The following is a 24,949-nucleotide window of genomic DNA, read 5'->3' as shown; positions in this document are numbered from 1 at the left end:
TTTCATCATGGCCACCCCCATTATCGATGCGCAGTACCAGCTCGCCGACAACCTGACGGCGAGCTCAGGCCGTGTTTTCCTGACCGGCACCCAGGCCCTGGCGCGCATGCTGCTTGCGCAGCGCCGCGCCGACCAAAGGCGCGGCCTGAATACCGCCGGCTTTGTCACCGGCTATCGCGGCTCGCCGCTGGCAGGCGTGGATATGGCCATGTGGCGCGCCCAGAATCTGCTCGACGAGCACCAGATCACCTTCCTGCCCGCCATCAATGAAGACCTCGGCGCCACCATCGTCATGGGCACTCAACAGGCCGGCGTGCGCGCGGACCGCCGCGTCGACGGCGTCTTTGCCATGTGGTACGGCAAAGGCCCGGGCGTGGACCGCGCCGGCGACGCGCTGCATCACGGCAATGCCGCCGGCGCCTCCAGGAATGGCGGCGTGCTGCTGGTGGTCGGCGACGACCATACGGCCGCCTCGTCCTCGATTCCGCACGCCAGCGAAACCTCTTTGCGGGCCTGGAGCATTCCCATCGTCCATCCGGCCTCGGTCCAGGAGTATGAGCTGTTCGGCCTGTGGGGCTGGGCCCTGTCGCGTTATTCCGGCGCCTGGGTCGCCTTCAAGGCGGTCACCGAGACCGTGGAAAGCGGTCGCTCCTACACCCTGCAGGCCGTCCCCGATTTTTCCGGCGACGACGGCGACCCGCACAAGGGCGCGCTGGAATACAGCGCGCGCGAATTCCTGACTCCCGCCATTGAAAGCCGGATGGCCGACCGCCTGCTCGCCGTCAAGGCCTTTTCACGCCGGCATCCGCTGGACCGCATGCTGGCCGAGGCGCCCGGATCGCGCCTGGGCATAGTCACGACCGGCAAGGCCTGTCTGGATGCGCTGGATGCGCTGGAGCAATTGGCCGGCGAGCACCCCGGCATGGCGCTGCCCGCCTTGCGCCACTACAAGGTGGGCCTTAGCTGGCCGATGGACGAGCCCGGCTTCGCCCGCTTTGCGCAAGGGCTGGACCACATTCTGGTCATCGAAGAAAAAGGGCCGCTGATCGAAAGCCAGATCAAGGATCTGCTGTTCAATCGGCCCGCGCGCCCCAGCGTCGCCGGCAAGCGCGACCTGGAAAATGAAGTCCTGGTTCCGGCTACCGGGCAACTGCGCCCGGGGCTGGTCGCCGCCATCCTGCGCCGGTGGCTAAGGCAGGCGGCGGGGCTTGCGCTGGACGATCCCGGCGGCGCGGCGGCGCCCGGGCCGCCGGCCCGGCCCGCCGGCCTGAGCCGCCGGCCCTATTTCTGTTCCGGCTGTCCGCACAGCAGCTCGACCAAGGTTCCCGCGGGCAGCCAGGCGCTGGCCGGCGTGGGCTGCCACTATATGGCGACATGGATGGACCGCGACACCAGCGGGCTGACGCAGATGGGCGGCGAAGGCGCCGACTGGATAGGCCTGTCGCGCTACACCAGCATGCCGCACATTTTCCAGAACATGGGCGAAGGCACTTATTTCCATTCCGGCTACTTGGCCATACGCCAGGCCGTGGCCGCCAAGGCGAACATCACCTACAAGATCCTGTTCAACGACGCCGTGGCCATGACCGGCGGCCAGCCGGTGGACGGCTCGCTGTCGGTGCCGCAGATCTGCCAGCAGATGCTGGGCGAAGGCGTCAAGCGCGTAGCGATCACCACCGATGAGCCCGATAAATACCGGGGCGTCGAACTGCCCGCCGGCGTCGTCGTGCGCCATCGCCATGAGCTCGACCGCTTGCAGCGCGAGCTGCGCGACATCGAAGGCGTCAGCGTGCTGATACACGACCAGGCCTGCGCCGCCGAAAAGCGCCGGCGGCGCAAAAAGAAGACGCTTGCCGATCCGGCGCGCCGCCTGTTCATCAACACCGCCGTGTGCGAAGGCTGCGGCGATTGCGGCAAGCAATCGAACTGCCTGTCGCTGGTTCCGGTGGAAACGCCTTTCGGCCGCAAGCGCGCCATCGACCAATCCAGCTGCAATAAAGACTATTCCTGCGTCGACGGGTTCTGTCCCAGCTTCGTGTCGGTGCTAGGCGGGGCGCCGCGCAAAGGCAACAATGCGGCCCTTGCAGCCGGGCGCGAGCGCCTGCGGGCCTTGATTTCCCAGTTGCCCGCGCCTTTGCCGGAGCCGGGCGACGGGCGCTGCAATATCCTGGTGGCGGGCATAGGCGGCACCGGCGTCATCACCCTGGGCGCGATTCTATCGATGGCCGCGCATCTTGAAGGCCGCGCGGCATCGGTGCTGGACATCACCGGCCTGGCGCAGAAAGGCGGCACCGTGATCAGCCACATACGCCTGTCCGGCACCGCCGAGCCGACCGGCGCCGTGCGGATAGATGCGCAGCAGGCCGATGTCGCCATATTCTGCGATGCCGTGGCGGCAACGGGGCCCGAGGCCCTGCAAGCCCTGCGCCGCGGCAAGACCCGGGTCGCCGTCAATACCTACCTGGCGCCAACCGCGGAATTCACCCGCGACCCGCAGATAAGCCTGGATCCGCAGCCGCTGATCGATACCCTGGCCGCGGCCGCCGGCGCCGCCGGCATCCGCCTGCTGGATGCGCACGCCGCGGCGCAACAACAGTTTGGCGACAGTATCCTGGCCAATATGATGATGCTCGGCTTTGCCTGGCAGCATGGCGGCATCCCCTTGAGCGAGGACGCCATCATGCGAGCGCTGGCGCTCAACGGCATTGCGGTCCAGGCCAATCAGGAGGCGTTCCGCATGGGCCGCCTGGCCGCATGGCAACCCGCCGCCTTGCAGCCGCCCGTCCCGCCGGCGGAAGAAACGGCGGCCGCGCGGGGGCCCGAATCGCTGGAAACCGTGGTCGATCGCTGCCGGGCCTCGCTGATCGCCTACCAGGACGCCGCCTACGCCAAGAAATACACCGACGTCGTCAACGCGGTGCTGGCGGCCGAGCAGGCCTTGCGGCCGGGAGCCAAGCCGCGGCTGGCGGTGAAAGTGGCGCAATCCCTCCACAAGCTGATGGCCTGCAAGGATGAATACGAAGTCGCCCGCTTGTTCACCGACGGCGAATTCCGCAGGACGCTGCACGAACAGTTCGAAGGGGATTTCACCCTGCAGTTCCATCTGGCGCCCCCCTTGCTGGCCAGGCGCGATCCCCTGACCGGCATACCCAGGAAAATCACGCTGGGCCCCGGCACCGAGAGAATATTCCGGCTGCTGGCCCGCTGCAAGGCCGTGCGGGGCACATGGCTGGACATTTTCTCGTATACTGCCGAGCGCAAAATGGAACGGCGGCTGCTGCGGGATTACCGCTACGCCATTCTGGGCATGCTGGGGAAGCTGAACGCGGGCAATTTCAACATAGCCCTCGAATTGGCCGAGCTGCCGCAGATGCTGCGCGGCTTCGGCCATGTCAAAGCGGCCAATGCCGAGAACTATCAGCGCAAGCTGGAGCAACTGCTGGCGCAGCTCCAAGGCCCTGTCATGAACGCTAACAATATTTTGCGGGCGCCCGCCTGAACCGGCCGAAACCCCGCAGCGCCAGAGCTGTCGGGCCTGACGTCCCGGCGACTTTTCCCGGCGGCGAAAAAATCATAAATAAATAAAAAATCAAGCCCCTTGCGGGCTTGATTCAGATCAGATCAATCACTACAATTAGTGTTCAATATAAAGTGAACCACAAGATATAGTGGTCGCCATCGATAACCGCTAGGCCCTCCAGGGGCTTTCCCTCACTAGCCATTTGCAGTCCACCATCACTGAAAATGCTGTTCAACGCGCTTTAACCGCAAGCTAATCACGCTCAGGAGCATCCATGCAGACGACCCAAACCGCTGAGACCAGATCCGAACCCGCCCACCAGAATCCGCCCTCCGCGACGGCCGGCAATGCCGCCGGCGAGCAATGGCTCAATTTCCATATCATCCGGCGCAACGGCGCCGTGGTCGGCTTCGAGCCCGGCAAAATCGCCATTGCCCTGACCAAGGCCTTCCTGGCGGTCAAGGGCGGGCAAGGCGCGGCTTCGGCGCGCATACGCGAACTGGTGGAAAATCTCACGGCCCAGGTCGCCAAGGCCCTGGTGCGCAACCGCCCCAGCGGCGGCACCTTCCACATCGAAGAAATCCAGGATCAGGTCGAACTGGCCTTGATGCGTTCGGGCGAACACGATGTCGCCCGCGCTTATGTGCTGTACCGGGAAAAGCGCTCGCAGGAGCGCGCCGTCAAGGCGACCAGCCAGCCGGTCATCGAACAGGCCGTCCTGAATGTCAATGACAACGGCGTCAAGCGTCCCCTGGACCTGGCGCAGCTGCGCGCGACCATCGCCGAAGCCGGGCTGAACCTGCCGCACGACATCGATGCCGACGCCATCCTCAAGGAAACCGTCAAGAACCTCTACGACGGCATCCCGGTCGATGAAGTCTTCAAGTCCGCCATCCTGTCGGCGCGCGCCATGGTGGAAAACGACCCCTCATACAGCCAGGTCACCGCGCGCCTGCTGCTGCATACGATCCGCAAGGAAGTCCTGGGCGAGGAAGTCTCGCAAGCCGCGATGGGCACCCGCTATGCCGATTACTTCCCGCAGTTCATCAGGGTCGGGATCGAAGCCGGCCTGCTCGACGGCAAGCTGGAACAGCAGTACGACCTGGCCAAGCTGGGCGGCGCCCTGAAGGCCGAGCGCGATCAGCAGTTCAACTACCTGGGCCTGCAAACGCTGTACGACCGCTATTTCCTGCATATCCGCGGCCGCCGCATCGAGCTTCCCCAAGTGTTTTTCATGCGTGTCGCCATGGGCCTGGCGCTGAATGAAACCGATCGCGAAACCCGAGCCATCGAATTCTACGAAATCCTGTCGTCGTTCGACTTCATGAGCTCCACGCCCACGCTGTTCAACTCCGGCACCATGCACTCGCAGCTGTCGTCGTGCTACCTGACGACCGTGTCCGACGACCTCGCCGGCATCTACGACGCCATCAAGGAAAACGCCCTGCTGGCCAAATACGCCGGCGGCCTGGGCAATGACTGGACCCCGGTGCGCGCGCTGCGCAGCCACATCAAGGGCACCAACGGCGAAAGCCAGGGCGTCGTGCCTTTCCTTAAAGTCGTCAACGATACCGCCGTCGCCGTGAACCAGGGCGGCAAGCGCAAGGGCGCCGTCTGCGCCTACCTGGAAACCTGGCACCTGGACATCGAAGAATTCCTGGAACTGCGCAAGAACACCGGCGACGAGCGCCGCCGCACCCACGACATGAACACGGCGAACTGGGTGCCCGACCTGTTCATGAAGCGCGTCATGGAAAACGGCGACTGGACGCTGTTTTCGCCATCCGATGTGCCCGACCTGCACGACAAGTACGGCCGCGCCTTCGAAGAGGCCTACATCGGCTACGAAGCCAAGGCCGCCAGCGGCGAGTTGCCGCTGTTCAAGAAGATTCCCGCCAGCGCGCTGTGGCGCAAGATGCTGTCCATGCTGTTTGAAACCGGCCACCCCTGGATCACTTTCAAGGATCCGTGCAACATCCGTTCGCCGCAGCAGCACGTCGGGGTGGTGCACAGCTCCAACCTGTGCACGGAAATCACGCTCAACACCAGCGATACCGAAATTGCCGTTTGCAACCTGGGCTCGGTCAACCTTGCCGCCCACCTCAAGCAGGACGCCAGCGGCCAGTATGTGCTCGACCACGAAAAGCTGGAGCGCACCATCACCACGGCCATGCGCATGCTCGACAACGTCATCGACATCAATTACTACGCCGTGGAAAAGGCGCGCAACTCGAACGTGCGCCACCGCCCCGTAGGCATGGGCGTCATGGGCTTCCAGGACTGCCTGCACATGATGCGCGTGCCTTTCGCTTCGGACGCCGCCATCGAATTCTCCGACCGCTCCATGGAAGCGACCTGCTATTACGCCTACTGGGCCTCCAGCAAGCTGGCCGCGGAACGCGGCCACTACGAAAGCTTCAAAGGCTCTTTGTGGGATCGCGGCATATTCCCGCAGGACACGCTGGCCATGCTGCGCGAGGAGCGCGGCGGCTATGTCGAAATCGACGACAGCAGCACGCTGGACTGGGACAGCCTGCGCTCGCATATCAAGCAGCACGGCATGCGCAATTCCAACTGCGTGGCCATCGCCCCGACCGCCACGATCTCCAATATCATAGGCGTGTCGCCCTGCATCGAGCCCAACTACCGCAATCTCTACGTCAAGTCCAACCTCTCGGGCGAATTCACCGTGGTCAATGACTACCTGGTGCGCGACCTGAAGGCGCGCAAGCTGTGGGACGAGGTCATGGTCGCCGACCTGAAGTATTTCGACGGCAGCCTGGCGCGCATCGACCGCATCCCCAACGACCTGCGCGAGCTCTATGCGACGGCCTTCGAGGTCAACCCCAGGTGGGTGGTCGAATGCGCGGCGCGGCGCTCGAAATGGATAGACCAGGCGCAGTCGCTGAACATCTTCATGACCGGCGTATCGGGCAAGAAACTTGACGACACGTACAAGCTGGCATGGGTGCGCGGCCTCAAGACGACCTACTACCTGCGTTCCAACGGCGCGACCAATGCCGAGAAATCCACAGGCCGCGGCGGCGAGCTCAACGCCGTCGCCAACGACACCCACTCCGCAATCGCCGCGGCGCCAGCGCCGGCATTGCCCGAAGCCGAGGTGATGGGCGCCGCATGCACCATGCGCCCCGGCGACGAGGGCTTTGAAGAATGCGAAGCCTGCCAATAAATCTGATACGGACATTCAAATTATGTTGAACTGGGAAGACACCCCCGCCACCTCGCCCGCAGCCACCACCGGCAATGCCGGGGCCGCGGCCCCGCGCGCCGCGCACGACATGGACGACACCGCGATCGCCGCGCCGGCGGCCGCGTCCGGCGCGGCGGCGGCCGACACCGGCGCGCGGGTCCGCGCGGCCGACAAGCGCATCATCAACGGCAAGACCGATGTCAATCAACTGGTCCCCTTCAAGTACAAATGGGCCTGGGAAAAATATCTGGCGACCTGCGCCAATCATTGGATGCCGCAGGAAATCAATATGTCGCGCGATATCGCCCTTTGGAAGAATCCCAACGGGCTCACCGACGATGAACGGCGCATTGTCCAGCGCAACCTCGGCTTCTTCACCACCGCCGATTCGCTGGCCGCCAACAACATCGTGCTGGGCACCTATCGCCATATCACCGCCCCCGAATGCCGCCAGTTCCTGCTGCGCCAGGCCTTCGAAGAGGCCATACACACGCATGCCTACCAGTACATCGTCGAGAGCCTGGACCTGGACGAAGGCGAGATCTTCAATGCCTACAACGAAGTGCCGTCGATACGCGCCAAAGATGAATTCCTGATCCCGTTCATCGATGCGATCGCCGACCCGCACTTCGTGACCGGCACGCCCGAAGCCGACCAGACACTGCTCAAATCGCTGATCGTGTTCGCATGCCTGATGGAAGGTTTGTTCTTTTATGTTGGATTTACGCAAATCCTTGCATTGGGCCGGCAAAACAAAATGACGGGCGCCGCGGAGCAGTATATGTACATACTGCGGGACGAATCCATGCACTGCAATTTCGGCATCGATCTGATCAACACGATCAAACTCGAGAACCCGCATTTGTGGACGGCAAGCTTTCGCGAAGAGATGCGCGAATTGTTCCGTCGGGCTGTAGACCTTGAATATGCTTACGCTGAGGACACCATGCCGCGCGGCGTGCTCGGTCTGAACGCCTCGATGTTCAAGTCCTATTTGCGTTTTATCGCCAATCGCCGCTGCCAGCAAATCGGTCTGGAAGCGCTGTTTCCGCAAGAAGAAAATCCCTTTCCGTGGATGGCCGAGATGATAGATCTGAAGAAAGAACGCAACTTTTTTGAGACACGAGTCATCGAATATCAGACCGGCGGTGCATTAAGCTGGGAATAATGCTTGGAATAGAGCAAGAGCTTACGTTAGACTCTAGGCGTGCAAAGCACTTGGTGCTTTGCACGCTTGCGCCATTTGAGATGGGTCGCACCCGAGGTGGGGGCCATATCAAATGGGTGGACGTTCTCTTCGACTCAATCTCAAGGAGCATTACTATGGCAACAGCCAAAAAGGCCGCAACGAAAACGGCTACCAATAAAGCTGCACCCGCCAAGAAGGCAGCACCAGCAAAAAAAGCTGAAGTGAAAAAACCTGCAGTCGCCAAAAAAACGGCACCCGCCAAGAAGTCCACCGCTGTAGCAAAAAAGGCAGTCGCCAAAAAAGCAGCGCCGGCCAAGAAAGCAGCAAGCAAGACCGTAGCCAAGAAAGCGGCGCCCGCCAAGAAAGCCGCCGCCAAAAAAACCGTAGCCAAGAAAGCAGCGCCAGCCAAGAAAGCGGCGCCGGCAAAAAAGGCCGCGGCGGCTAAAAAAGCGGCGCCTGCCAAAAAGGCAGTGCCGGCCAAAAAGGCGACCAAGGCTGCTGCCAAAAAGGCGGCTCCCGCGAAAAAGGCCGTAGCAAAGAAAGCCGTGGCAAAGAAGGCGGCGCCGGCCAAAAAAGCGGCGGCAAAGCCAGCGGCAAAAAAAGCCGCAGCCAAGAAAGCCGTGCCCGTCAAAGCTCCAGCCAAAAAGGCCGTAGCGAAAAAGGCAGCGGCGCCGGCAGGCAACGCGGCGCCAGCCAAAGCTGACGCGCCCGCCAAGAAAGCCGCAAGCAAGCCCGCAGCCAAAGAGGCCGCGCCAAAAAAAGCTAGCGTCAAGGCAGCAGCCAAAGCCACCAAGGCCGCAACTGCCGCTCCCGCCAGCAAGAAAACGGTCAATCCGGCTGCTTCATGGCCTTTCCCGACCGGCGGCCGTCCTTGATGGCATGACCTCGTCCCCCCGCGGTTTCATCGCCGCGGCGGGACAGGTCGACGCATCATGTATTGCGCATCAAAGATGGCCTGGCCATCCATGAAATGGCCCGACGACGTCGGGCCATTTCAGTTGGCAATCAGCCGCTTTCATGCCGTGGGCTCTCGTGCGACAATGGCCCTTCTGAAATCCCCTGTGGCCCAACCATGTTCAGCGAAGTCTTGCACTTTCTCATCAATATCGTTTTTTCCCTGTTCGGGATCGCGCTGATTGTGCGCGCGTGGATCTTTGCCATCCGCCTGCATCCATTCAACCCCTATTCGCAAGCTGTCCTGCGCGCTACCGACTGGCTGGTCCAGCCCATACGCAAAGTCGTGGCGCCAGGCAATCGCATCGACTGGCCCAGCCTGCTGGCGTGCTGGCTGACCGCTCTGGTGTTCCTGCTTCTGACCGTCCTGACATTGAGCGGACAACTGCCGCCGCTGGCCAGCCTGCCGCCCATCCTGCTGACAGCGCTGCTGACCATGCTGAAATGGACCTTCAACCTGATTCTATGGATCACGCTGATACAGGCCGTTTTGTCGTGGGTGAATCCGCTGGCGCCCGTCATGCCTGTGCTGCAAACCCTGACGGCGCCGCTGCTCGACCCCATACGGCGCATATTGCCCAATATGGGCGGGCTGGATCTATCACCCCTGGTGCTGCTGGTGCTGGCTCAAGTGGCCATGATGTTCCTGCAGCACTTTACCTTCGCGCTATTTGGGGTGTAGCAAGGCGTAGCGGCGATTACATAGGCACGACGCGCGTGGGGCCGTTGCCGCTGATCAGGCGCACGCGCTGGCCCACGCCTATGGCCACATCGGCGGCTTGCGCGATGACGCGCGTTTCGCCATTATCGAGGCGCACGGTGATTTCCAGGCCCTGGGTCTTGCCAACCTGGTTTTCCACGGCGTTGCCCGCCACCGCGCCCAGGATGCCGCCGCCTATCGTGGCCAATATATTGCCACGCCCGCCGCCTATCGTGTTGCCCGCCACGCCGCCCAGCGCGCCGCCGGCAAGGACGCCGGCGCCGCTGGAGCTGTCCTTCTGGATGACGACATTGCGGACTGCCTCAACCGTGCCTGTACGCACGATTTGCTCGCGTTGCGCCTGCCCATAGCTGTAGACGGAGCCTGAAGCGGTATCGTTTGCGCAACCCGCCAACACCGCCATCGAGGCAGCCAATACGGTGATGGCCGCGATGCGTGCCGGACGCGCGCCTGAACGCTGCAAATAAGTTGAAATCATGAAAAACTCCTTGTAAGACAGTCCGCCCGGCAAATGGCCGGCAGTAGACGATATACAGCTTAGCCCAATAAACTCAAACCATAATGCTGATCGAGCGCCGCGCTGATATCGACGCGGGAGGGGCGATGGTTCTGCGGGCCCCGTGAAGCAATTTTAAAGCCACCCATCACGTTCGCCAAGCGACATGCGTCGATCAGGCTCCAATTCTGTGTAAGGCCATATAACAATCCCGCCCGGTGGGCATCGCCGCATCCGGTGGGATCGACCACGTGCTCGACCTTGATCGCGTCTATCGTGGTTTGGGCGCCGTCGGCGTAAAGCGTCGCGCCTTCGCCACCGTGCGTGACGATGACCGCCCGCATGGACTGCGCGATCTGCTCCATGCTGCGTCTCGTGCGCTGGGCCACGATGCTGGCTTCGTAATCGTTGGCCGTGAGCACCTGCGCCAGCTCCAGCATCTGGTTTATGTCATCGCCGGAAAACAGCGGCATGGCCTGGCCAAGGTCGAAGACGAAAGGGATGCCTTGCGCATGCAGGCGCCGGGCGTGGGCGAACATGCCGTCCTTGGAGTCCGGCGCCACGATGCCCCAGGCCGCCGCATGGCCGGTCAGGTCATTCTCGGCCGAAAGCATCATGGCTCCCGGGTGGAACGAGGCTATCTGGTTGTTGTCCAGGTCGGTCGTAATGAAACACTGCGGCGTGAACATATCGGGCAAGACACGGATCAGGCTGGTGTCTATGCCCAATTGCCGCATGTAGACCAGGTAGTCGGTCGCATCGGCGCCCACCGTGCCCACAGGCACCGGATTGCCGCCGAGAAGGCGCAGGTTGTACGCGATATTGCCGGCGCAACCGCCGTATTCCTTGCGCATGCTGGGGACAAAGAACGATACGCTCAGCGTATGTATGTTCTCGGCCAGGATATGTTCCTTGAAATGCCCCTCGAATACGGCAATGGTGTCAAAGGCCACCGACCCGCAAACCAAAACTTTGTCAGACATGACTTCCCTTATGGAAAAAATTTACCCAGTTGATAACCATTGACCTTCAGGCCATTCAAGACTATCGGCACGCCGACGGTGATTTCGCTGGACGCGGCGAAAGGCTGCCGCAAAGCCGCGGGCGGCAAATAGCTTGCCGGCGCCAGATTCTTCCTGACCACCAGCGTGCCGGAGAAATCCGTCAGATCCAGCACCAGCGTTGGCCATTCCTGCGCCTTGCCATAGTTGTTGCGCATGGTCAGCTGCAGCGTCATCGAATCGGCGGCCGCGTCAGCCGCGGCGCCGCCCGCCCCGGTCGAAGCCCGCAAAGACGAGCTCATGATGGAAATCTGGTCGATATGCCGCGAATATGCCACTTGACAGTTCAACGATGCGCAAGCGCGAACCAGGGCCGGCCGCAAAGCCGGGATCTGGTTGGCGATCTGGGATCGGTACACATAGGCCAGTTGCGCCAGCAGCAGCAACAGCCCCGCGGCGATCAGCGCGCCCCAGAACATTTTCACCACGCCCTGATAGCGCGGCGCTTCGCCGTCCAGGAAGTCGGGCACGGACCTGCCGTCGCCGCCTTCGGTGGGCCGCGCTTCGACATAGATTTGCGGCGGCGGGCCATGCGGGCCGCTAGCCGGCGGCGCGCCCGCGCGGGCAGCGGCAATGTGCGGCTCGTCCGGCCGGCCGGGCGGCGCCGGGACGGCCATGCGGCCGCCTCCAATGACGGGCTCGGGCCTCGATCCCGCGGCGGAATCCGGCGTCGCAGGAGCGGCGGCGTCGATGCGAAAGACCGGATCCTGGCGCAAGGCGCGCCCGGCATTGCGATCGCCGCTTGAAATGCTGAAGGCGGGATGCGCCGGGCCGGCAGGCGCGGCACGAGCGGACGCAGGCGCGGGCGCCGCGGCGAATCGCGGCTCTTCCTTGGGGCGCCGTTGACGCAGCACACTGGGCATGGCCGCCGGCGCGGCAGCCGCGCCAGCCTCGGAGCCGCGCCCCGCGATCGGCGCAGCCGGCGGACGCTGCGCAGCCGGGGCAGCCGGGGCAGCCGGGGCCGGCCGCGCAGTCGGCGCGGCCGGAACCGCGGCAGCCGCGCCGGCGGGCTTCCGGGCGGCATCGCCGGCGCCGGAAACGACGGCATCGTAGCCGTCGAAAATATGCGCGCAATTGATGCAGCGGATATAGCCCTTGCGCAACTGCAGCTGTTCCAGGCTAGCCGAAAAAATGGTGCCACATTGCGGGCAGCGCGTGGTCAAGTCCATATGCGTAAAAAGATCTTCTGGCCCTCAGGCCGTTCTTTGGCCATGCAAACAGACCCATCCTTCCCGGGCGCGCCATACGTCCATGGCCAGCCAGGGGGCATAGGCCTGCGCGACCTCCGCGGCCTGCCGTTCGAGCACCCCCGACAGGACCAGGTGGCCTCCCGGCAACACACGATGGGCCAGCATGGGGGCAAGCACCTTCAAAGGATTGGACAGAATATTGGCCACGACCACCTGCGTCTGTCCCGCAGGCAGTTCATCGGGCAGCATGGCAAGCAGCCGGACCCGATTGACCTCTGCATTGTAGCGGGTCGACTGCACTGCCTGCTCGTCGATGTCGACCGCCTGGGTATCGCCGGCCCCGAGCAGCCTGGCGGCAATGGCCAGGATGCCGGAACCGCAGCCGTAGTCCAGCAGCGTTTCCCTGCCGCGCAGGTTCTCGGCCAGCCATTCCAGGCACAAATGCGTCGTCGGGTGGCTGCCGGTTCCAAATGCCAGGCCGGGGTCCAGCTCGATGTGTATGACGCCCTCGGCGTTCGCAAGCCGGCGATCGGCCGCGGCCGGCACGCCGGGATCGTCGCGATGCCAGCTGGGAACGATCCAGATCCGCTTGCCGACCTGGATCGGGCCGAACTGGGCCTGCGTCAGGCGCACCCAATCGGCGTCGGGGACATCGCGCAATGACCATTGGCCATCCTGGTAGTCGGCGATGCCCGCCACGCGCAGCTGCTCGAGGATATGCCGCGGGTCCAGCCCGTCGGGCAGCAAGGCCACGACGCGGTTGCGGTTCCAGGCCTGCACTTGCGGCTCCATGCCCGGTTCGCCGAACAGGGGATTCTCGACCTCGGTGTCGCCATCGGCGTCTTCCACCGACACCGACAGGACGCCGGCTTCCAGCAAAGCGTCCGAAAGCGCTTCGGCCTGCGCCTCGGGGCAAATCAGCACGAGTTCGCGCATAGTCATTTCCGTGAATGAAACAGGGGCCGCGCCCCCGTTCGTAAAGCCGCGGCCGCGAGCGCTCAAGGGCGTTGCGACAGCTTGTGCTCGAGGTAGTGGATGCTGGTGCCGCCTTCGACGAAGCGCGCGTCCTGCATCAGCTCGCGGTGCAGGGGGATGTTGGTCAGCACCCCTTCGACGACCATTTCCGACAAGGCGATTTCCATGCGCGCAATCGCCTGCTGGCGGGTATCGCCGTAAGTAATCAGCTTGGCTATCATTGAATCATAATTGGGCGGCACAGTGTATCCGCTGAATACATGCGAATCCATGCGCACGCCCGGACCGCCGGGGGTGTGCCAGTTGGTGATGCGCCCGGGACTGGGCGTGAACTTGAAAGGGTCCTCGGCGTTGATGCGGCACTCGATGGCGTGGCCCTTGATCTGCACATCGCGCTGGCGCAAGGTGAATTTCTCGCCGGCGGCGACGAGGATCTGCTGCTGCACGAGATCTATGCCCGTGACCATTTCGGTGACGGTGTGTTCGACCTGTATCCGGGTATTCATCTCGATAAAGAAGAATTCGCCATTTTCGTACAGGAATTCGAAGGTGCCGGCGCCGCGGTAATTGATTTTCCGGCAGGCCTCGGCGCAGCGTTCGCCTATCCGTTCGATCAGGCGGCGGGCGATGCCGGGGGCGGGGGCCTCTTCGATGACTTTCTGGTGGCGCCGCTGCATCGAGCAATCGCGTTCGCCCAGCCAGACCGCGTTGCGCCCGCCGTCGGCCAGGACCTGGATTTCGATGTGGCGCGGATTCTCGAGGAATTTTTCAAGATAGACCTCGGGATTATTGAATGCCGCGCCGGCCTCGGAGCGCGTCATCGTGACGGCGTTCAGCAAGGCCGCTTCGGTATAGACCACCCGCATGCCGCGGCCGCCGCCGCCGCCCGCGGCCTTGATGATGACGGGATAGCCGACTTCCAGGGCTATGCGGTGGATCTCCTGCGGATCGTCGGGCAAGGCGCCTTCGGAACCGGGAACCACGGGGACGGCGGCCTCGATCATGGCGCGCTTGGCGCTGACCTTGTCGCCCATCAGGCGTATGGATTCCGGACGCGGGCCGATGAAGACGAAGCCGCTTTTCTCGACGCGCTCGGCAAAGTCGGCGTTTTCGGCCAGGAAACCGTAGCCGGGGTGTATGGCCTCGGCGTCGGTGACTTCGGCGGCCGAGATGATTGCCGGCATATTCAGATAGCTGTCGCGCGCCGGCGCCGGACCGATGCATACCGATTCATCCGCCAGGCGCACGTATTTGGCGTCGCGGTCGGCTTCGGAATGAACCACCACCGTTTTAATGCCCAGCTCGCGGCAGGCCCGCTGGATGCGCAGCGCAATCTCGCCGCGATTGGCAATAAGGATTTTTTCAAACATGAATTAGCCAATAACAAACAGGGGTTGACCGTATTCGACGGGCTCGCCGTTCTCGACCAGGATTTCCTTGATCACGCCGGATTTGTCGGCTTCGATTTCGTTGAGAAGCTTCATCGCCTCGATGATGCAAAGCGGCTCGCCCTCTTTGACGGACTGGCCGAGTTCGACGAAAGGCGAGGCGCCCGGATTGGGCGCGCGGTAGAAGGTGCCGACCATGGGGGCTTTCACGGTATGGCCGACCGGAGCCGCGGGCGCGGCGGGGGCTGGCGCCACAGGCGCCGCGGCGGGCGGGGCCTCCGGGACATAAGCCACGGGCTGCACAGCCTGGGAAAATTTGACGATTCTGACCTTGCCCTCGCCCTCGGTGATTTCGAGTTCGGCTATACCCGACTCCGCAACGAGGTCGATCAAGGTTTTCAGTTTTCTTAGGTCCATACGAACTTCCCGTGACATTACTCTGCTGCCATCGCACAGAGCGAACGTAATGATTAAAGGTTAAAGGAGGATACCCTGCACCTGCCTAATTAGCCAAAGCATAGCGCAGGGCCGCTTCGTATCCGAAGGGCCCCAGCCCTGCCACGACCCCTAGCGCCGTATCGGACAGATAAGAGTGGTGGCGGAATGGCTCCCGCTTGTACACATTGGACAAATGCACTTCGATAAAAGGGATGCCGACAGCGGCCAGCGCGTCTCGCACAGCCACGCTGGTGTGGGTATATGCCGCCGCATTGATAAGAATGAAATCGGTCTGATCGTCGCGGGCGGCCTGGATGCGGTCAACGAGCCCACCCTCGTGATTGGTCTGGAAAGCGGTACAACTGGCGCCATTTTCTGTTGCCAACTGCTGCAAACGCTGATTAATGTCGGCCAAAGTATGCCGGCCGTAGACCTCTGGCTCGCGAGAACCGAGCAGATTGAGGTTGGGACCATGCAAAACAAGAATGTGCTGCGCCATTGGGGATATTTTATGAAGACAGACCGCCTTTTTACGCTAAAAAGGCGTATTTGTCCATTAAAGACGGGCTATTACAACTTGTCCGAAACACCCCGGCCCCTGCGGCGCGGCCGGCGCGGCCAGCGAGGCCAGCGAGGCCGGGCTTGCGCCGGGAGGCGGCCCTGGCGGGAGGCCCGGGCTCAGGCCATGCCGTTCAGGAGGGCGTCGAGCTCGTCCGGCTTGACCTGGCCGAGTATCCGGCTGGCCACTTGCCCCTGGCCGTCGAACACCACGGTAAAGGGCAGGCCGCCCTGCTTGTTGCCCAGCGCGCGCATGGACTGGATCGCGCCGTGCCCGGCAATCAGCAGGGGGTATGAGACCTGCACTTTCTTGCCGAATTTTTCGACATTGACCAGGGTGTCGACCGCCAGGCCGACGAAGTTCACGCCGCCGTGTTTTTTATGCAGCATGTCCAGGTCGGGCATTTCCTTGACGCAAGGCGCGCACCAGGTGGCCCAGAAGTTCAGCACCAGGGGCTTGCCCAGATACCGGGTGAGCTCGACCTCGCGGCCGTCGATATCCGGGAAACCGTTGGCGTAAAAAGGATCGGGGGGCAAGGCGCCGGCCTGCGCCCACCGCAGCGGCAGCAGCGCGCAGGCCGCGGCGCCGCCCGCCAGCGCCGCCTGACGTAAAAAATCTCGCCGTTTCATATCGTCCAGTCCAGAGAAAATCGTAAGCCAGTCCATCATAGCACCGGCCGCGGGCCCCCGCCCCCGCCCCCACTCGCGGCGGCCCAACTGACTACAATGAGCGCCGGAGGATAAAAATGCATTTACACATTCTTGGCATCTGCGGCACATTCATGGGCGGCCTGGCGCTGATCGCGCGCGCGGCGGGCCACACCGTCACGGGCTGCGACGCCGGCGTCTATCCCCCCATGAGCACCCAGCTCGAAGAGCAGGGGATCCGCCTGATAGAAGGCTTCGACGCCGCGCAGATCGGCCTCAAGCCCGACCTGTTCATCATCGGCAATGTGGTTACGCGCGGCAATCCGCTCATGGAAGCCATACTGGACCAGGGCCTGCCCTACACTTCCGGCCCGCAATGGCTGGGCGAACAGGTATTGCAAGGCCAGCATGTGCTGGCGGTGGCGGGCACCCATGGCAAGACCACCACCAGCTCGATGCTGGCATGGATACTCGAACACGCCGGCCTGCAGCCCAACTTCCTGATCGGCGGCATCGCCGCCGACCTGAAAGTATCGGCGCGCTACCTGGCCGGCCGCAAGCTGTTCGTCATCGAAGCCGATGAATACGACACGGCATTCTTCGACAAGCGCTCCAAGTTCGTGCATTACCGGCCGCGCACGGCGATCCTGAACAACCTGGAATTCGACCATGCCGACATCTTCCCCGACCTGGCGGCCATCGAAACCCAATTCCATCACCTGGTGCGCACCATACCGTCCCGTGGGCGCATCATCACCCCGGCGCGCTGCGAGCCGCTGGAGCGGGTGCTGGCGCGCGGCTGCTGGACGCCGCGGCAGACCTTCGGCGCCGACGGCCAGTGGCAGGCGCGGCCCGGCGCGCATCCGTCGGATTTCGAGGTGATGCGCGACAACGCGCCGGTGGGCGCCATACGGTGGGCGCTCACCGGCGAGCACAACCGGATGAACGCCCTGGCGGCGCTGGCCGCCGCCGACCACCTGGGCGTCCCGGCGCCGGCCGGCATAGAGGCGCTAAGCGCCTTCGGCGGCGTGAAACGGCGCATGGAACTGCGCGGCACCGTCGGCCAGGTCAAGGTTTATGACGATTTCGCGCACCACCCGACCGCCATCGCCACCACTTTGCAAGGCTTGCGCAAGCTGGCCGGCAGCCAGCGCATTCTTGCCGTCATCGAACCGCGCTCCAACACCATGAAGCTGGGCACCATGGCGGCCCGCCTGCCCGAGGCCCTGCAGGAAGCCGACCTGACGTTCTGCTTCGGCGCCTCCAGCGGCAAGCATGCCCTGGGGTGGAACCCGGAAGTGGTCCTGGCGCCCCTGGGAGGGCGCGCGTCGGCCTATGACGATATGGATAAAATGGTCGATGCCATATGCTTGTCGGCCAGGCCGGGAGACTCTATCCTGGTAATGAGCAATGGAAGCTTCGCGGGCATACACCAGAAGCTTCTGGACCGTCTACAACCCTGAAGGCGCGCCATGATCCTCTATCTGCACGGTTTTCGTTCATCGCCCAAGTCGCACAAGGCCGCGCTCATGGCGCAGGCCATGCAAGAGCGCGGCCTGGCCAGCCAGTGGGTATGCCCCCAGCTGCCCGCCAGCCCGGGGCGCTCCATGGCGCTGGCCAACCACCTCATCGAACAAGCCGTGCAAGCCGGCGGCATGCAGCCCGAGCGCGACCTGGCCATTGTCGGCTCCTCGCTGGGCGGCTATTACGCCACCTGCCTGGCCGAACACTGGAAGTGCCGGGCGGTCGTGCTCAACCCGGCGGTATACGCGGCGCGCGACCTGGCCACGCAGGTCGGCGAACACACGCTGTATCATTCGAACGATCCATTCATTTTTTTACCCGAGTATGTCGATGAACTGGCTGAAATGGCTGTAGGAAGGCCGGCCCGGCCCGAGCGTTATTATCTGCTTGCGGCCAAGGGCGACGAAGTGCTCGACTGGCGGGAAATGGCCGACTGGTTCGCCGGCAGCCGCGGCCATATCCTGGAAGGCGGCGACCATGGCTTGTCCGGCTTTGAGCAATGGCTGCCCGAAGTCCTGGCGTTCGCGCTCGAAGCCGGCTAGGGACGGCCCCTGAATACCTCACACAAACCGACACGCCTGGCGCGTGTCCCGACGGAAAATTATGTACGTTCTTTACGAAGACAGCGGCAATTTCAAGGCGGAAAAGATTTTTTCGCAAAGCGACTCCACCATGCAGGTCGAGTCCGAATCCGGCAAGCGCAGCAAGATAAAGAACGCCAGCGTCCTGTTCAGCTTCGAGCAGCCCGCCCCGGCCGCCATGCTCGAGCAGGCGCACGCCCTTGCGGGGACGCTCGAAATCGATTTCCTGTGGGAATGCGCGCCCCAGGAAGAGTTCGATGCCGCCGCATTCGCGCAGGATTATTTCGGGCACGCGCCCAGCGCGGTCGAGAAGGCCGGGCTGATTTTTGCGCTCAACAGCGCGCCCGCCTATTTCCACAGGCGCGGCAAGGGCCGCTACCGGCCCGCTCCGCCCGACATTCTGGCGGCTGCCCTGGCCGCCATCGAAAAGAAGCGCAAGCAGGCCGACCAGCAGCAGGAATGGACCGGCAAAATGGTCGCGGGCGAGCTTCCGGAAGAAATCGCGCAAGTCGCCAGCACCTTTCTTACCCGCCCCGACAAGAACACCCTGCAATGGAAAGCGTTCGAAGCGGCCGTCGAGCAACTGCGCACCACCCCCGAAAAACTGCTGCTCCAGCTCGGCGCCTGGCCGCATGCCCTGGCCCTGCACCAGCACCGCTTCATGGCGACGAACTTCCCCAGGGGCACGCAGTTCGCTCCGGTGCAATTGGGCGGCTTCGGCGCCGATCTGCCTTTGGCCGACGTCATTGCCTATTCCGTGGACGACAGCAGCACGATAGAAGTGGACGACGCCCTGTCGGTCACCCAGTTGGGCGGCGGCATCGTCCGCATCGGCATACACATTGCCGCCCCGGGGCTGGCCGTGACGCGCGGCAGCGAATTCGACAAGCTGGCCCGCGCGCGCATGTCGACCGTCTATATTCCCGGCCTGAAGATTCCCATGCTGCCCGGCGAGCTGATCACGGCGTTTTCGCTGGATGCCGGCATACCCAAGCCGGCGCTGTCGCTGTACGTCACCGCGAACCTGGCCAGCGGCGAACTGATTTCATCGGAAACCAGGATAGAGCGCGTGCAAGTGCGCGAAAACCTGCGCCACAACCTGCTGGACGAACTGATTACCGAAGAGGCCCTGGCCGATCCGCAATCCGACCTGCCCTACGCCGAATGGCTGCGGCCGTTATGGTCCTTCGCCCAGCATCTGTCGGCGCAGCGCGACCAGGTGCGCGGCAAATCCGAAAACAACAACCGGGTCGAGTATTCCTTCGTGCTGGACGGCCCCTACGACGACCCCGATACGCCGGTGCAACTGGTGCCGCGCCGGCGCAACGCGCCGCTGGACAGGCTGGTGGCCGAATACATGATACTGACCAATAATATTTGGGGCGGGCTGCTGGCGCAGCATGGCGTGCCGGGCATCTACCGCTCGCAGCAGACAGGGCGGGTGCGCATGTCCACCCACGCCCTGCCGCACGAAGCCATAGGCGTGCCCCAATATGCCTGGTGCACTTCGCCCTTGCGCCGCTATGTCGACCTGGTCAACCAATGGCAGTTGCTGGCCACGGTCGAACACGGCGTATCGGCTCGCCTGGTGGCGCCATTCAAGCCCAAGGATGCCGATCTGTTCGCGATCATCGGCGCCTTCGAATCGCAATACATGGTATGGAGCGACTATCAATCCGCCATGGAACGCTACTGGTGCCTGCGCTGGCTGCAGCAGCAGGGCTTGCGCACCGTCAAGGCCAGCGTCTTGCGCGAAGACCTCGTGCGCCTGGACTGCGCGCCACTGGTAACCCGCATCCAGGGCCTGCCGGAACTTGAACGCGGCCGGATCGTCACCCTGGATATACTGGGATTCGATGAATTAGCCCTTGAGCTGGATTGCCGACTGCGCGAAACTGCAATAGCCTGATCCTTTTCTTCCCTCCGGGCCCGACATGTCCATGCTTTCCGCCCTGCTGCTACGGGTGCGCGCTCCCCGCAACGACTATTTGCGCATAGCGATGGTATTGTCGCTGGCGATACACGCCGCCGTCCTGGCGCTGCATTTTTCCGGCCCCGCCGCGCCCAGGGCCCAGGTCAGCATGCTTGAAGTCACCCTGGTCAATGCGCGCAGCGCGGCGGCGCCCATGAACCCGAAAATGCTCGCCCAGGAACAGCTCAACGGCGGCGGGCAGGCGGAATCGGGGCAGGCCAGCTCGCCCCTGCCGCGCACGGCGGCCGAATCGCCCGATGAAGTGGTGCTGGCCGCCCTGCGCAAGCGCCAGGAAGAACTGGAAGCCGAGCAACTGCGTCTTTACACCCAATTGATGGCGCGGCAGAAAGTGCTTCCCGAACGCAAGCAGCCCGATCTTTTCGAGGAATCGCGCGAACCCGGCAGCGATGCCAGCGAGCAGGAAAGCCTGGTGCTCAATGCGCAGATCAGCGCGCTGAAGGAACGCATAGCGCGCTACAACGCCCAGCCCCGGCGACAGTTCTCGGGCCCGAGCACCAAAGCCGTGGACTATGCCGAATATGTCGAGGCCTGGCGCCAGAAGATCGAATTGGTGGGCACCGAGCACTACCCCGAGGAAGCGCGCGGCAAAGTGTACGGCAGCTTGCAACTGACCGTGTACATACGCAAGGACGGCGCATTGGAGCGCGTCGAGATCGACCGCCCCTCGGAGCACGCCATATTGAATCTGGCCGCCATGCGCATCGTCCACCTGGCCGCGCCGTTCGCGCCGCTGCCGCCGGCCCTGGCGAAAAACACCGATGTGTTCGCGATTACGCGGACATGGAACTTCATGAACCAGCAACTGGAAACCACCACGCCGTGACCAGCGCCACTCCGCCCAAACGCTACGCCGTCATCGGCAATCCTGTCGAGCATAGCCGCTCGCCTTTCATACACGAACAGTTCGGCCGGCAAACCGGGCTGGCCCTGCGCTATGACAAGATCAAGGCGCCGCTGGACGGCTTTGCGGGCGCGGTGGCGGATTTTTTCGCGCAAGGCGGCCACGGCCTGAACGTGACGGTGCCATTCAAGGAAGAAGCCTTTGCGCTGGCGCAAGCGCATCTGAGCGAGCGCGCCAGGCTGGCCGGCGCCGTCAATACCCTGTGGATGGAGCAGGGCCGGCTGCATGGCTGCAATACCGACGGCGTCGGCCTGCTGCACGACCTGCGGCGCCTGAGCCATGCGCCCGCCGGCAAGAATATATTGCTGGTGGGCGCCGGCGGCGCCGCCCGGGGCGTGGCCTTCCCCTTGCTCGACGCCGGCTGCGCACGGCTGCATATCGTCAATCGCACGGCGCAGCGGGCGCAGCAACTGCGCCAGCAGGTAGCCGGCCATATGCCGCGGCTGGCGGCCAGCCTGTCGGCCGGCTCCCTGGCCGAAGCCGGCGGCCCATGGGACATAGTCATCAACGCCACGTCCAGCAGCCTTGGGCAGACGCCGCCCGATCTGCCCGCCGGCCTTTACGGCCCCGGCGCGCTGGCCTACGACATGGTGTATGCGCCCCGGCCCACTCCCTTCATGGAGCAGGCCCGGCGGCAGGGAGCCCGGCAGACGGCCGACGGGCTGGGCATGCTGGTGGGCCAGGCGGCGGCCAGCTTCGCCATCTGGCACGGCGTCAGCCCCGACATGGAGCCGGTGCTGCATGCCTTGCGCCAGCAGCTTCTTTATACTTAGCCCATGGCTGCCAAGAAAATAAACAAGGTAAAAGTGGCGGGCGCCGCCCTGCTGATCGGCTTCGCGGCCCTCCTGCTGTATCAGTTCGGCCTGTTCGTCATGGTGCTCTGGTTCAGCGTGCGCAACCCCGGCAGCAGCGCTTTCATGGACGCCACCCTCAATGAGCTGAGGGTGGCCAACCCCAAGGCCGCCCTGAAATACCAATGGGTGCCCTACAAGAACATCAGCAGTTCGCTCAAGCGCGCCGTCATCGCTTCGGAAGACGCCAACTTTACCGGCCACGAGGGCGTCGAATGGGACGCCATACGCAAGGCCTGGGAATACAACCAGCGGCAGGCCGATGGCGGCAAAAGCCGGATCCGCGGGGGCTCGACGATCACCCAGCAACTGGCCAAGAACCTGTTCTTGTCGGGGTCGCGCAGCTACTGGCGCAAGGGGCAGGAATTGGTGCTCGCCTACATGATCGAGTTCGTGATGAGCAAGCAGCGCATCCTGGAGCTGTACCTGAACGTCGCCCAGTGGGGCAGCGATGTGTTCGGCGCCGAGGCAGCCGCGCGCCACTACTACGGCGCGAACGCCGCGAACCTGAGCGCATACCAGGCCGCGCAATTGGCCGCCATGCTGCCCAATCCGGCCTATTACGACGCCCATCGCAATACCTCCTACCTGCGTTCGCGCACCGGCACCATACAGAAACGCATGCGCCTGGTGGAAATCCCGGACTAAAGCCGCCCTGACGGGCGCCCGCAAATGTTAAGCTTCTGCTTTCGTCAGCTACTTACTCGTTTCAGGCATCAAGCAATTTCATGCGCACCGCCCGCCGTTATCTCGCCAGCGAAATCTATCGCTCCAGCGCCGTAGTCCTTCTGGCGCTGATCGGGCTGTTCACGTTTTTCGCGCTGATCGAAGACCTGGACAATGTGGGCAGCAAATTCACGCTGCTCAATCTGTTTTATATGCAGGCGCTGGCCATGCCCACGCGCCTGTACGACTTGCTGCCCATAGGGCTGCTGATCGGCGCCATCCTGGCCCTGGCCGGCCTGGCACAGCGCAATGAGCTGGTCATCCTGCGCGTGTCGGGCGTCAGCGGCATGAAGCTGTTGACCATGCTGTGGATCGTGACCATCCCGCTGGTCGTGGGCGCTTTCCTGCTGTCGGAAATCATCACGCCCGCGGCGGAAATCAAATCCAGCGAGGCCAGCCTGACGCTGCTGGGGCGGGCCGGCGGCGGCCGGCTCAACAGCGGCTACTGGTTCAAGGAGTCCGATGACGCCGATGGCACGCGCATCATCAATATTGCCCAGCTCAAGTCCAGCGGCGACGTGGCGGGCGTCACGCTGTATGAATTCCACAAGGGGCAGCAGCTTGCCGCCTTTTCTCAGGCGGAGCAAGGCCATTTCACCAATGGCACCCTGGTGCTGCGCCAGGTCACCCAGACGCTGATCGATGCCAGCTCGGTCTCCGCGCTGGCCAATGCAAAAAAGCCGGACGCCCCGCTGACCCGGATCCAGACCCTGCCCAGCCGGGTGCTTCGAACCAGCCTCACGCCCGAAAGGCTGATCGCGCGCGTCCTGACTCCCGAACGCATGTCCATCCTCGACTTGCTGGACTACATCGACTACCTGAAAAGCAATCAACTGCAAACCGACCGGCAGATCGTGGCGCTATGGCGCAAAATGGCCTACCCCTTCACCCTGCTCGTCATGATCACCATTGCGGCGCCCATCGGCTTCATGCAGACGCGCCGCGGCGGCGTCGGCAGCAAGGTTTTCATCGGGATATTGCTGGGGGTCGGGTTCTTCATGCTCAACCAACTGGCGCTGAATGTGGGCATGCTGAGCAAATGGGCGCCATGGGTCACGGCCCTGGTCCCCAACCTGGGCGCCCTGGCGCTGGCCCTGGGGGCCCTGATCCTGATGGAAAACCAGCACAATGTACGGCGTTTCAACCAAACGCGTTGGCCATGGAGTAAATCGGCAGCATGAAATCCAAGCCCGGAATCTGGATGATAGGCGACTTGCAAGGCTGTTATGAGCCCTTGCGCGAACTGCTGGCGCACCCCGACATCCAGTCCGACCCCGACGCCCAACTCTGGTTCGCGGGCGACCTCGTCAATCGCGGGCCCGACTCGCTGGCTACGCTGAAAGCCGTCATGGCGCTTGGCGACCGGGCCATCTCGGTGCTGGGCAACCACGACCTTCATTTGCTGGCGGTGGCCGCCGGTGTCCGCAAAGCCGGAAAATCCGACACCCTGGACGACATCCTGAATGCGCCCGACGCCCAGGAAATGATCGATTGGCTGCGCCACTGCCCCCTGGCGCATTATGAGCAGCGCCACTTGCTGGTCCACGCCGGCGTACTGGCCAAATGGGATGTCGAAAAGACGCTGGAGCTGGCCGCGGAAGTGGAAGCCGCGTTGCGCGGGCCCGACTGGAAAGCCATGCTGCAGAAAATGTACGGCAACGAGCCCGTGTACTGGAAAGATGAGTTCGAAGGCGGCAAACGGCTGCGGGTCATCATCAACGCCCTGACACGGATGCGCATGTGCGACAGCCACGGGCATATGGAGTTTTCATTCAAAGGCGCCCCGATCAACAACGGCCAGCTGATGCCATGGTTCGATGTGCCCAACCGGGCCATCAGGGACGATACCGTCGTATTCGGCCACTGGTCGACGCTGGGCCTGATGATACGGCCCGACGCCATTTGCCTGGACTCGGGCTGCGTATGGGGCAGACAGCTGACGGCCATGCGCCTGCAGGACCACAAGCTGGTCCAGATTTCCTGCCAGCAGTACCGGAACCCGCAAGGCAGCTAGGCGCGCCCTG

General features: G+C 63.4%; 21 protein-coding genes. 13 read left to right on the top strand and 8 right to left on the bottom strand.

What is annotated here, in order from left to right:
* Window positions 1–7: 7 nt before the first annotated feature.
* From BUB23_RS08395 to BUB23_RS08375, 5 genes are all read left to right on the top strand, one after another.
* Window positions 8–3,499 (top strand): indolepyruvate ferredoxin oxidoreductase family protein, encoded by a 3,492-nt coding sequence (locus tag BUB23_RS08395; RefSeq protein ID WP_073102701.1) that lies wholly within the window; start codon window positions 8–10, stop codon window positions 3,497–3,499.
* 295 nt (window positions 3,500–3,794) lie between these two features.
* Complete coding sequence (locus BUB23_RS08390; protein WP_073102630.1) at window positions 3,795–6,710, top strand: ribonucleoside-diphosphate reductase subunit alpha; 2,916 nt, start codon at window positions 3,795–3,797, stop codon at window positions 6,708–6,710.
* A gap of 22 nt (window positions 6,711–6,732) precedes the next feature.
* Window positions 6,733–7,899, top strand: a complete 1,167-nt coding sequence (locus BUB23_RS08385) for a ribonucleotide-diphosphate reductase subunit beta (RefSeq protein WP_073102629.1) — start codon at window positions 6,733–6,735, stop codon at window positions 7,897–7,899.
* Window positions 7,900–8,054: 155 nt separating this feature from the next.
* A complete protein-coding gene (locus tag BUB23_RS08380; RefSeq protein ID WP_073102628.1) occupies window positions 8,055–8,795 on the top strand; it encodes a histone in 741 nt (246 codons plus the stop codon).
* Between the two features lie 197 nt (window positions 8,796–8,992).
* Window positions 8,993–9,556 carry a YggT family protein gene (locus BUB23_RS08375; protein ID WP_073102627.1) on the top strand — a complete coding sequence of 188 codons (564 nt, stop codon included), beginning with the start codon at window positions 8,993–8,995 and terminating at the stop codon, window positions 9,554–9,556.
* Between the two features lie 16 nt (window positions 9,557–9,572).
* Here BUB23_RS08375 and BUB23_RS08370 read toward each other — a convergent pair whose 3' ends face one another.
* From BUB23_RS08370 to BUB23_RS08335, 8 genes are all read right to left on the bottom strand, one after another.
* Complete coding sequence (locus BUB23_RS08370) at window positions 9,573–9,998, bottom strand: outer membrane lipoprotein (RefSeq protein WP_245801209.1); 426 nt, start codon at window positions 9,996–9,998, stop codon at window positions 9,573–9,575.
* Window positions 9,999–10,132: 134 nt separating this feature from the next.
* Window positions 10,133–11,074, bottom strand: coding sequence for a carbohydrate kinase family protein (locus BUB23_RS08365; RefSeq protein ID WP_073102625.1), 942 nt, complete (start codon window positions 11,072–11,074; stop codon window positions 10,133–10,135).
* Between the two features lie 8 nt (window positions 11,075–11,082).
* A complete protein-coding gene (locus BUB23_RS08360; protein ID WP_073102624.1) occupies window positions 11,083–12,321 on the bottom strand; it encodes a zinc-ribbon and DUF3426 domain-containing protein in 1,239 nt (412 codons plus the stop codon).
* A gap of 24 nt (window positions 12,322–12,345) precedes the next feature.
* The gene (prmA, locus tag BUB23_RS08355; RefSeq protein WP_073102623.1) at window positions 12,346–13,278 is read right to left on the bottom strand and encodes a 50S ribosomal protein L11 methyltransferase; all 933 of its coding nucleotides are present in this window, start codon (window positions 13,276–13,278) and stop codon (window positions 12,346–12,348) included.
* A 62-nt stretch (window positions 13,279–13,340) separates the two neighbouring features.
* Window positions 13,341–14,687, bottom strand: coding sequence for an acetyl-CoA carboxylase biotin carboxylase subunit (gene accC / locus BUB23_RS08350; RefSeq protein ID WP_073102622.1), 1,347 nt, complete (start codon window positions 14,685–14,687; stop codon window positions 13,341–13,343).
* Window positions 14,688–14,690: 3 nt separating this feature from the next.
* Window positions 14,691–15,122 (bottom strand): acetyl-CoA carboxylase biotin carboxyl carrier protein, encoded by a 432-nt coding sequence (gene accB / locus BUB23_RS08345; RefSeq protein ID WP_073102621.1) that lies wholly within the window; start codon window positions 15,120–15,122, stop codon window positions 14,691–14,693.
* 85 nt (window positions 15,123–15,207) lie between these two features.
* The gene (gene aroQ, locus BUB23_RS08340) at window positions 15,208–15,642 is read right to left on the bottom strand and encodes a type II 3-dehydroquinate dehydratase (protein WP_073102620.1); all 435 of its coding nucleotides are present in this window, start codon (window positions 15,640–15,642) and stop codon (window positions 15,208–15,210) included.
* A 179-nt stretch (window positions 15,643–15,821) separates the two neighbouring features.
* On the bottom strand, window positions 15,822–16,331 hold the full coding sequence (locus tag BUB23_RS08335; RefSeq protein WP_073102619.1) for a TlpA family protein disulfide reductase: 510 nt from the start codon (window positions 16,329–16,331) through the stop codon (window positions 15,822–15,824).
* Between the two features lie 116 nt (window positions 16,332–16,447).
* Between BUB23_RS08335 and mpl the strand changes: the two genes are divergently transcribed.
* The 8 genes from mpl to BUB23_RS08295 all read left to right on the top strand — a co-directional run bounded on the left by mpl (window position 16,448) and on the right by BUB23_RS08295 (window position 24,939).
* A complete protein-coding gene (mpl, locus tag BUB23_RS08330; RefSeq protein ID WP_073102618.1) occupies window positions 16,448–17,812 on the top strand; it encodes a UDP-N-acetylmuramate:L-alanyl-gamma-D-glutamyl-meso-diaminopimelate ligase in 1,365 nt (454 codons plus the stop codon).
* A gap of 9 nt (window positions 17,813–17,821) precedes the next feature.
* Complete coding sequence (locus BUB23_RS08325; RefSeq protein WP_073102617.1) at window positions 17,822–18,415, top strand: YqiA/YcfP family alpha/beta fold hydrolase; 594 nt, start codon at window positions 17,822–17,824, stop codon at window positions 18,413–18,415.
* 61 nt (window positions 18,416–18,476) lie between these two features.
* On the top strand, window positions 18,477–20,363 hold the full coding sequence (locus tag BUB23_RS08320; protein WP_073102616.1) for a ribonuclease catalytic domain-containing protein: 1,887 nt from the start codon (window positions 18,477–18,479) through the stop codon (window positions 20,361–20,363).
* A gap of 25 nt (window positions 20,364–20,388) precedes the next feature.
* Entirely contained in the window at window positions 20,389–21,270 is an 882-nt protein-coding gene (locus BUB23_RS08315; protein WP_073102615.1) for an energy transducer TonB, read from the top strand.
* Window positions 21,267–22,121, top strand: a complete 855-nt coding sequence (aroE, locus tag BUB23_RS08310) for a shikimate dehydrogenase (protein ID WP_245801202.1) — start codon at window positions 21,267–21,269, stop codon at window positions 22,119–22,121. The genes BUB23_RS08315 and aroE overlap by 4 nt, the downstream gene beginning before the upstream one ends.
* 3 nt (window positions 22,122–22,124) lie before the next feature.
* Window positions 22,125–22,847, top strand: a complete 723-nt coding sequence (gene mtgA / locus BUB23_RS08305) for a monofunctional biosynthetic peptidoglycan transglycosylase (protein WP_073102613.1) — start codon at window positions 22,125–22,127, stop codon at window positions 22,845–22,847.
* A gap of 80 nt (window positions 22,848–22,927) precedes the next feature.
* Entirely contained in the window at window positions 22,928–24,106 is a 1,179-nt protein-coding gene (gene lptG / locus BUB23_RS08300; protein ID WP_073102612.1) for an LPS export ABC transporter permease LptG, read from the top strand.
* Window positions 24,103–24,939 carry a symmetrical bis(5'-nucleosyl)-tetraphosphatase gene (locus BUB23_RS08295; RefSeq protein WP_073102611.1) on the top strand — a complete coding sequence of 279 codons (837 nt, stop codon included), beginning with the start codon at window positions 24,103–24,105 and terminating at the stop codon, window positions 24,937–24,939. The genes lptG and BUB23_RS08295 overlap by 4 nt, the downstream gene beginning before the upstream one ends.
* The last annotated feature ends 10 nt before the right edge of the window (window positions 24,940–24,949 follow it).

The organism is Pollutimonas bauzanensis, assembly GCF_900129885.1.
Taxonomy (GTDB): Bacteria; Pseudomonadota; Gammaproteobacteria; order Burkholderiales; family Burkholderiaceae_B; genus Pollutimonas; species Pollutimonas bauzanensis.
This window is presented reverse-complemented; position numbering and strand designations above follow the sequence as displayed.

What these genes read in the sequence shown, in the direction of transcription:
- BUB23_RS08295 (WP_073102611.1), top strand. Translation starts at nt 24,103, where the DNA reads ATGAAATCCAAGCCCGGAATCTGGATGATAGGCGACTTGCAAGGCTGT.
- BUB23_RS08380 (WP_073102628.1), top strand. Translation starts at nt 8,055, where the DNA reads ATGGCAACAGCCAAAAAGGCCGCAACGAAAACGGCTACCAATAAAGCT.
- accC (WP_073102622.1), bottom strand. Translation starts at nt 14,687, where the DNA reads ATGTTTGAAAAAATCCTTATTGCCAATCGCGGCGAGATTGCGCTGCGC.
- accB (WP_073102621.1), bottom strand. Translation starts at nt 15,122, where the DNA reads ATGGACCTAAGAAAACTGAAAACCTTGATCGACCTCGTTGCGGAGTCG.
- mpl (WP_073102618.1), top strand. Translation starts at nt 16,448, where the DNA reads ATGCATTTACACATTCTTGGCATCTGCGGCACATTCATGGGCGGCCTG.
- BUB23_RS08375 (WP_073102627.1), top strand. Translation starts at nt 8,993, where the DNA reads ATGTTCAGCGAAGTCTTGCACTTTCTCATCAATATCGTTTTTTCCCTG.
- lptG (WP_073102612.1), top strand. Translation starts at nt 22,928, where the DNA reads ATGCGCACCGCCCGCCGTTATCTCGCCAGCGAAATCTATCGCTCCAGC.
- BUB23_RS08395 (WP_073102701.1), top strand. Translation starts at nt 8, where the DNA reads ATGGCCACCCCCATTATCGATGCGCAGTACCAGCTCGCCGACAACCTG.
- BUB23_RS08320 (WP_073102616.1), top strand. Translation starts at nt 18,477, where the DNA reads ATGTACGTTCTTTACGAAGACAGCGGCAATTTCAAGGCGGAAAAGATT.
- BUB23_RS08335 (WP_073102619.1), bottom strand. Translation starts at nt 16,331, where the DNA reads ATGAAACGGCGAGATTTTTTACGTCAGGCGGCGCTGGCGGGCGGCGCC.
- prmA (WP_073102623.1), bottom strand. Translation starts at nt 13,278, where the DNA reads ATGCGCGAACTCGTGCTGATTTGCCCCGAGGCGCAGGCCGAAGCGCTT.
- BUB23_RS08370 (WP_245801209.1), bottom strand. Translation starts at nt 9,998, where the DNA reads ATGGCGGTGTTGGCGGGTTGCGCAAACGATACCGCTTCAGGCTCCGTC.
- aroQ (WP_073102620.1), bottom strand. Translation starts at nt 15,642, where the DNA reads ATGGCGCAGCACATTCTTGTTTTGCATGGTCCCAACCTCAATCTGCTC.
- BUB23_RS08365 (WP_073102625.1), bottom strand. Translation starts at nt 11,074, where the DNA reads ATGTCTGACAAAGTTTTGGTTTGCGGGTCGGTGGCCTTTGACACCATT.
- BUB23_RS08360 (WP_073102624.1), bottom strand. Translation starts at nt 12,321, where the DNA reads ATGGACTTGACCACGCGCTGCCCGCAATGTGGCACCATTTTTTCGGCT.
- BUB23_RS08385 (WP_073102629.1), top strand. Translation starts at nt 6,733, where the DNA reads ATGTTGAACTGGGAAGACACCCCCGCCACCTCGCCCGCAGCCACCACC.
- mtgA (WP_073102613.1), top strand. Translation starts at nt 22,125, where the DNA reads ATGGCTGCCAAGAAAATAAACAAGGTAAAAGTGGCGGGCGCCGCCCTG.
- BUB23_RS08390 (WP_073102630.1), top strand. Translation starts at nt 3,795, where the DNA reads ATGCAGACGACCCAAACCGCTGAGACCAGATCCGAACCCGCCCACCAG.
- BUB23_RS08325 (WP_073102617.1), top strand. Translation starts at nt 17,822, where the DNA reads ATGATCCTCTATCTGCACGGTTTTCGTTCATCGCCCAAGTCGCACAAG.
- BUB23_RS08315 (WP_073102615.1), top strand. Translation starts at nt 20,389, where the DNA reads ATGTCCATGCTTTCCGCCCTGCTGCTACGGGTGCGCGCTCCCCGCAAC.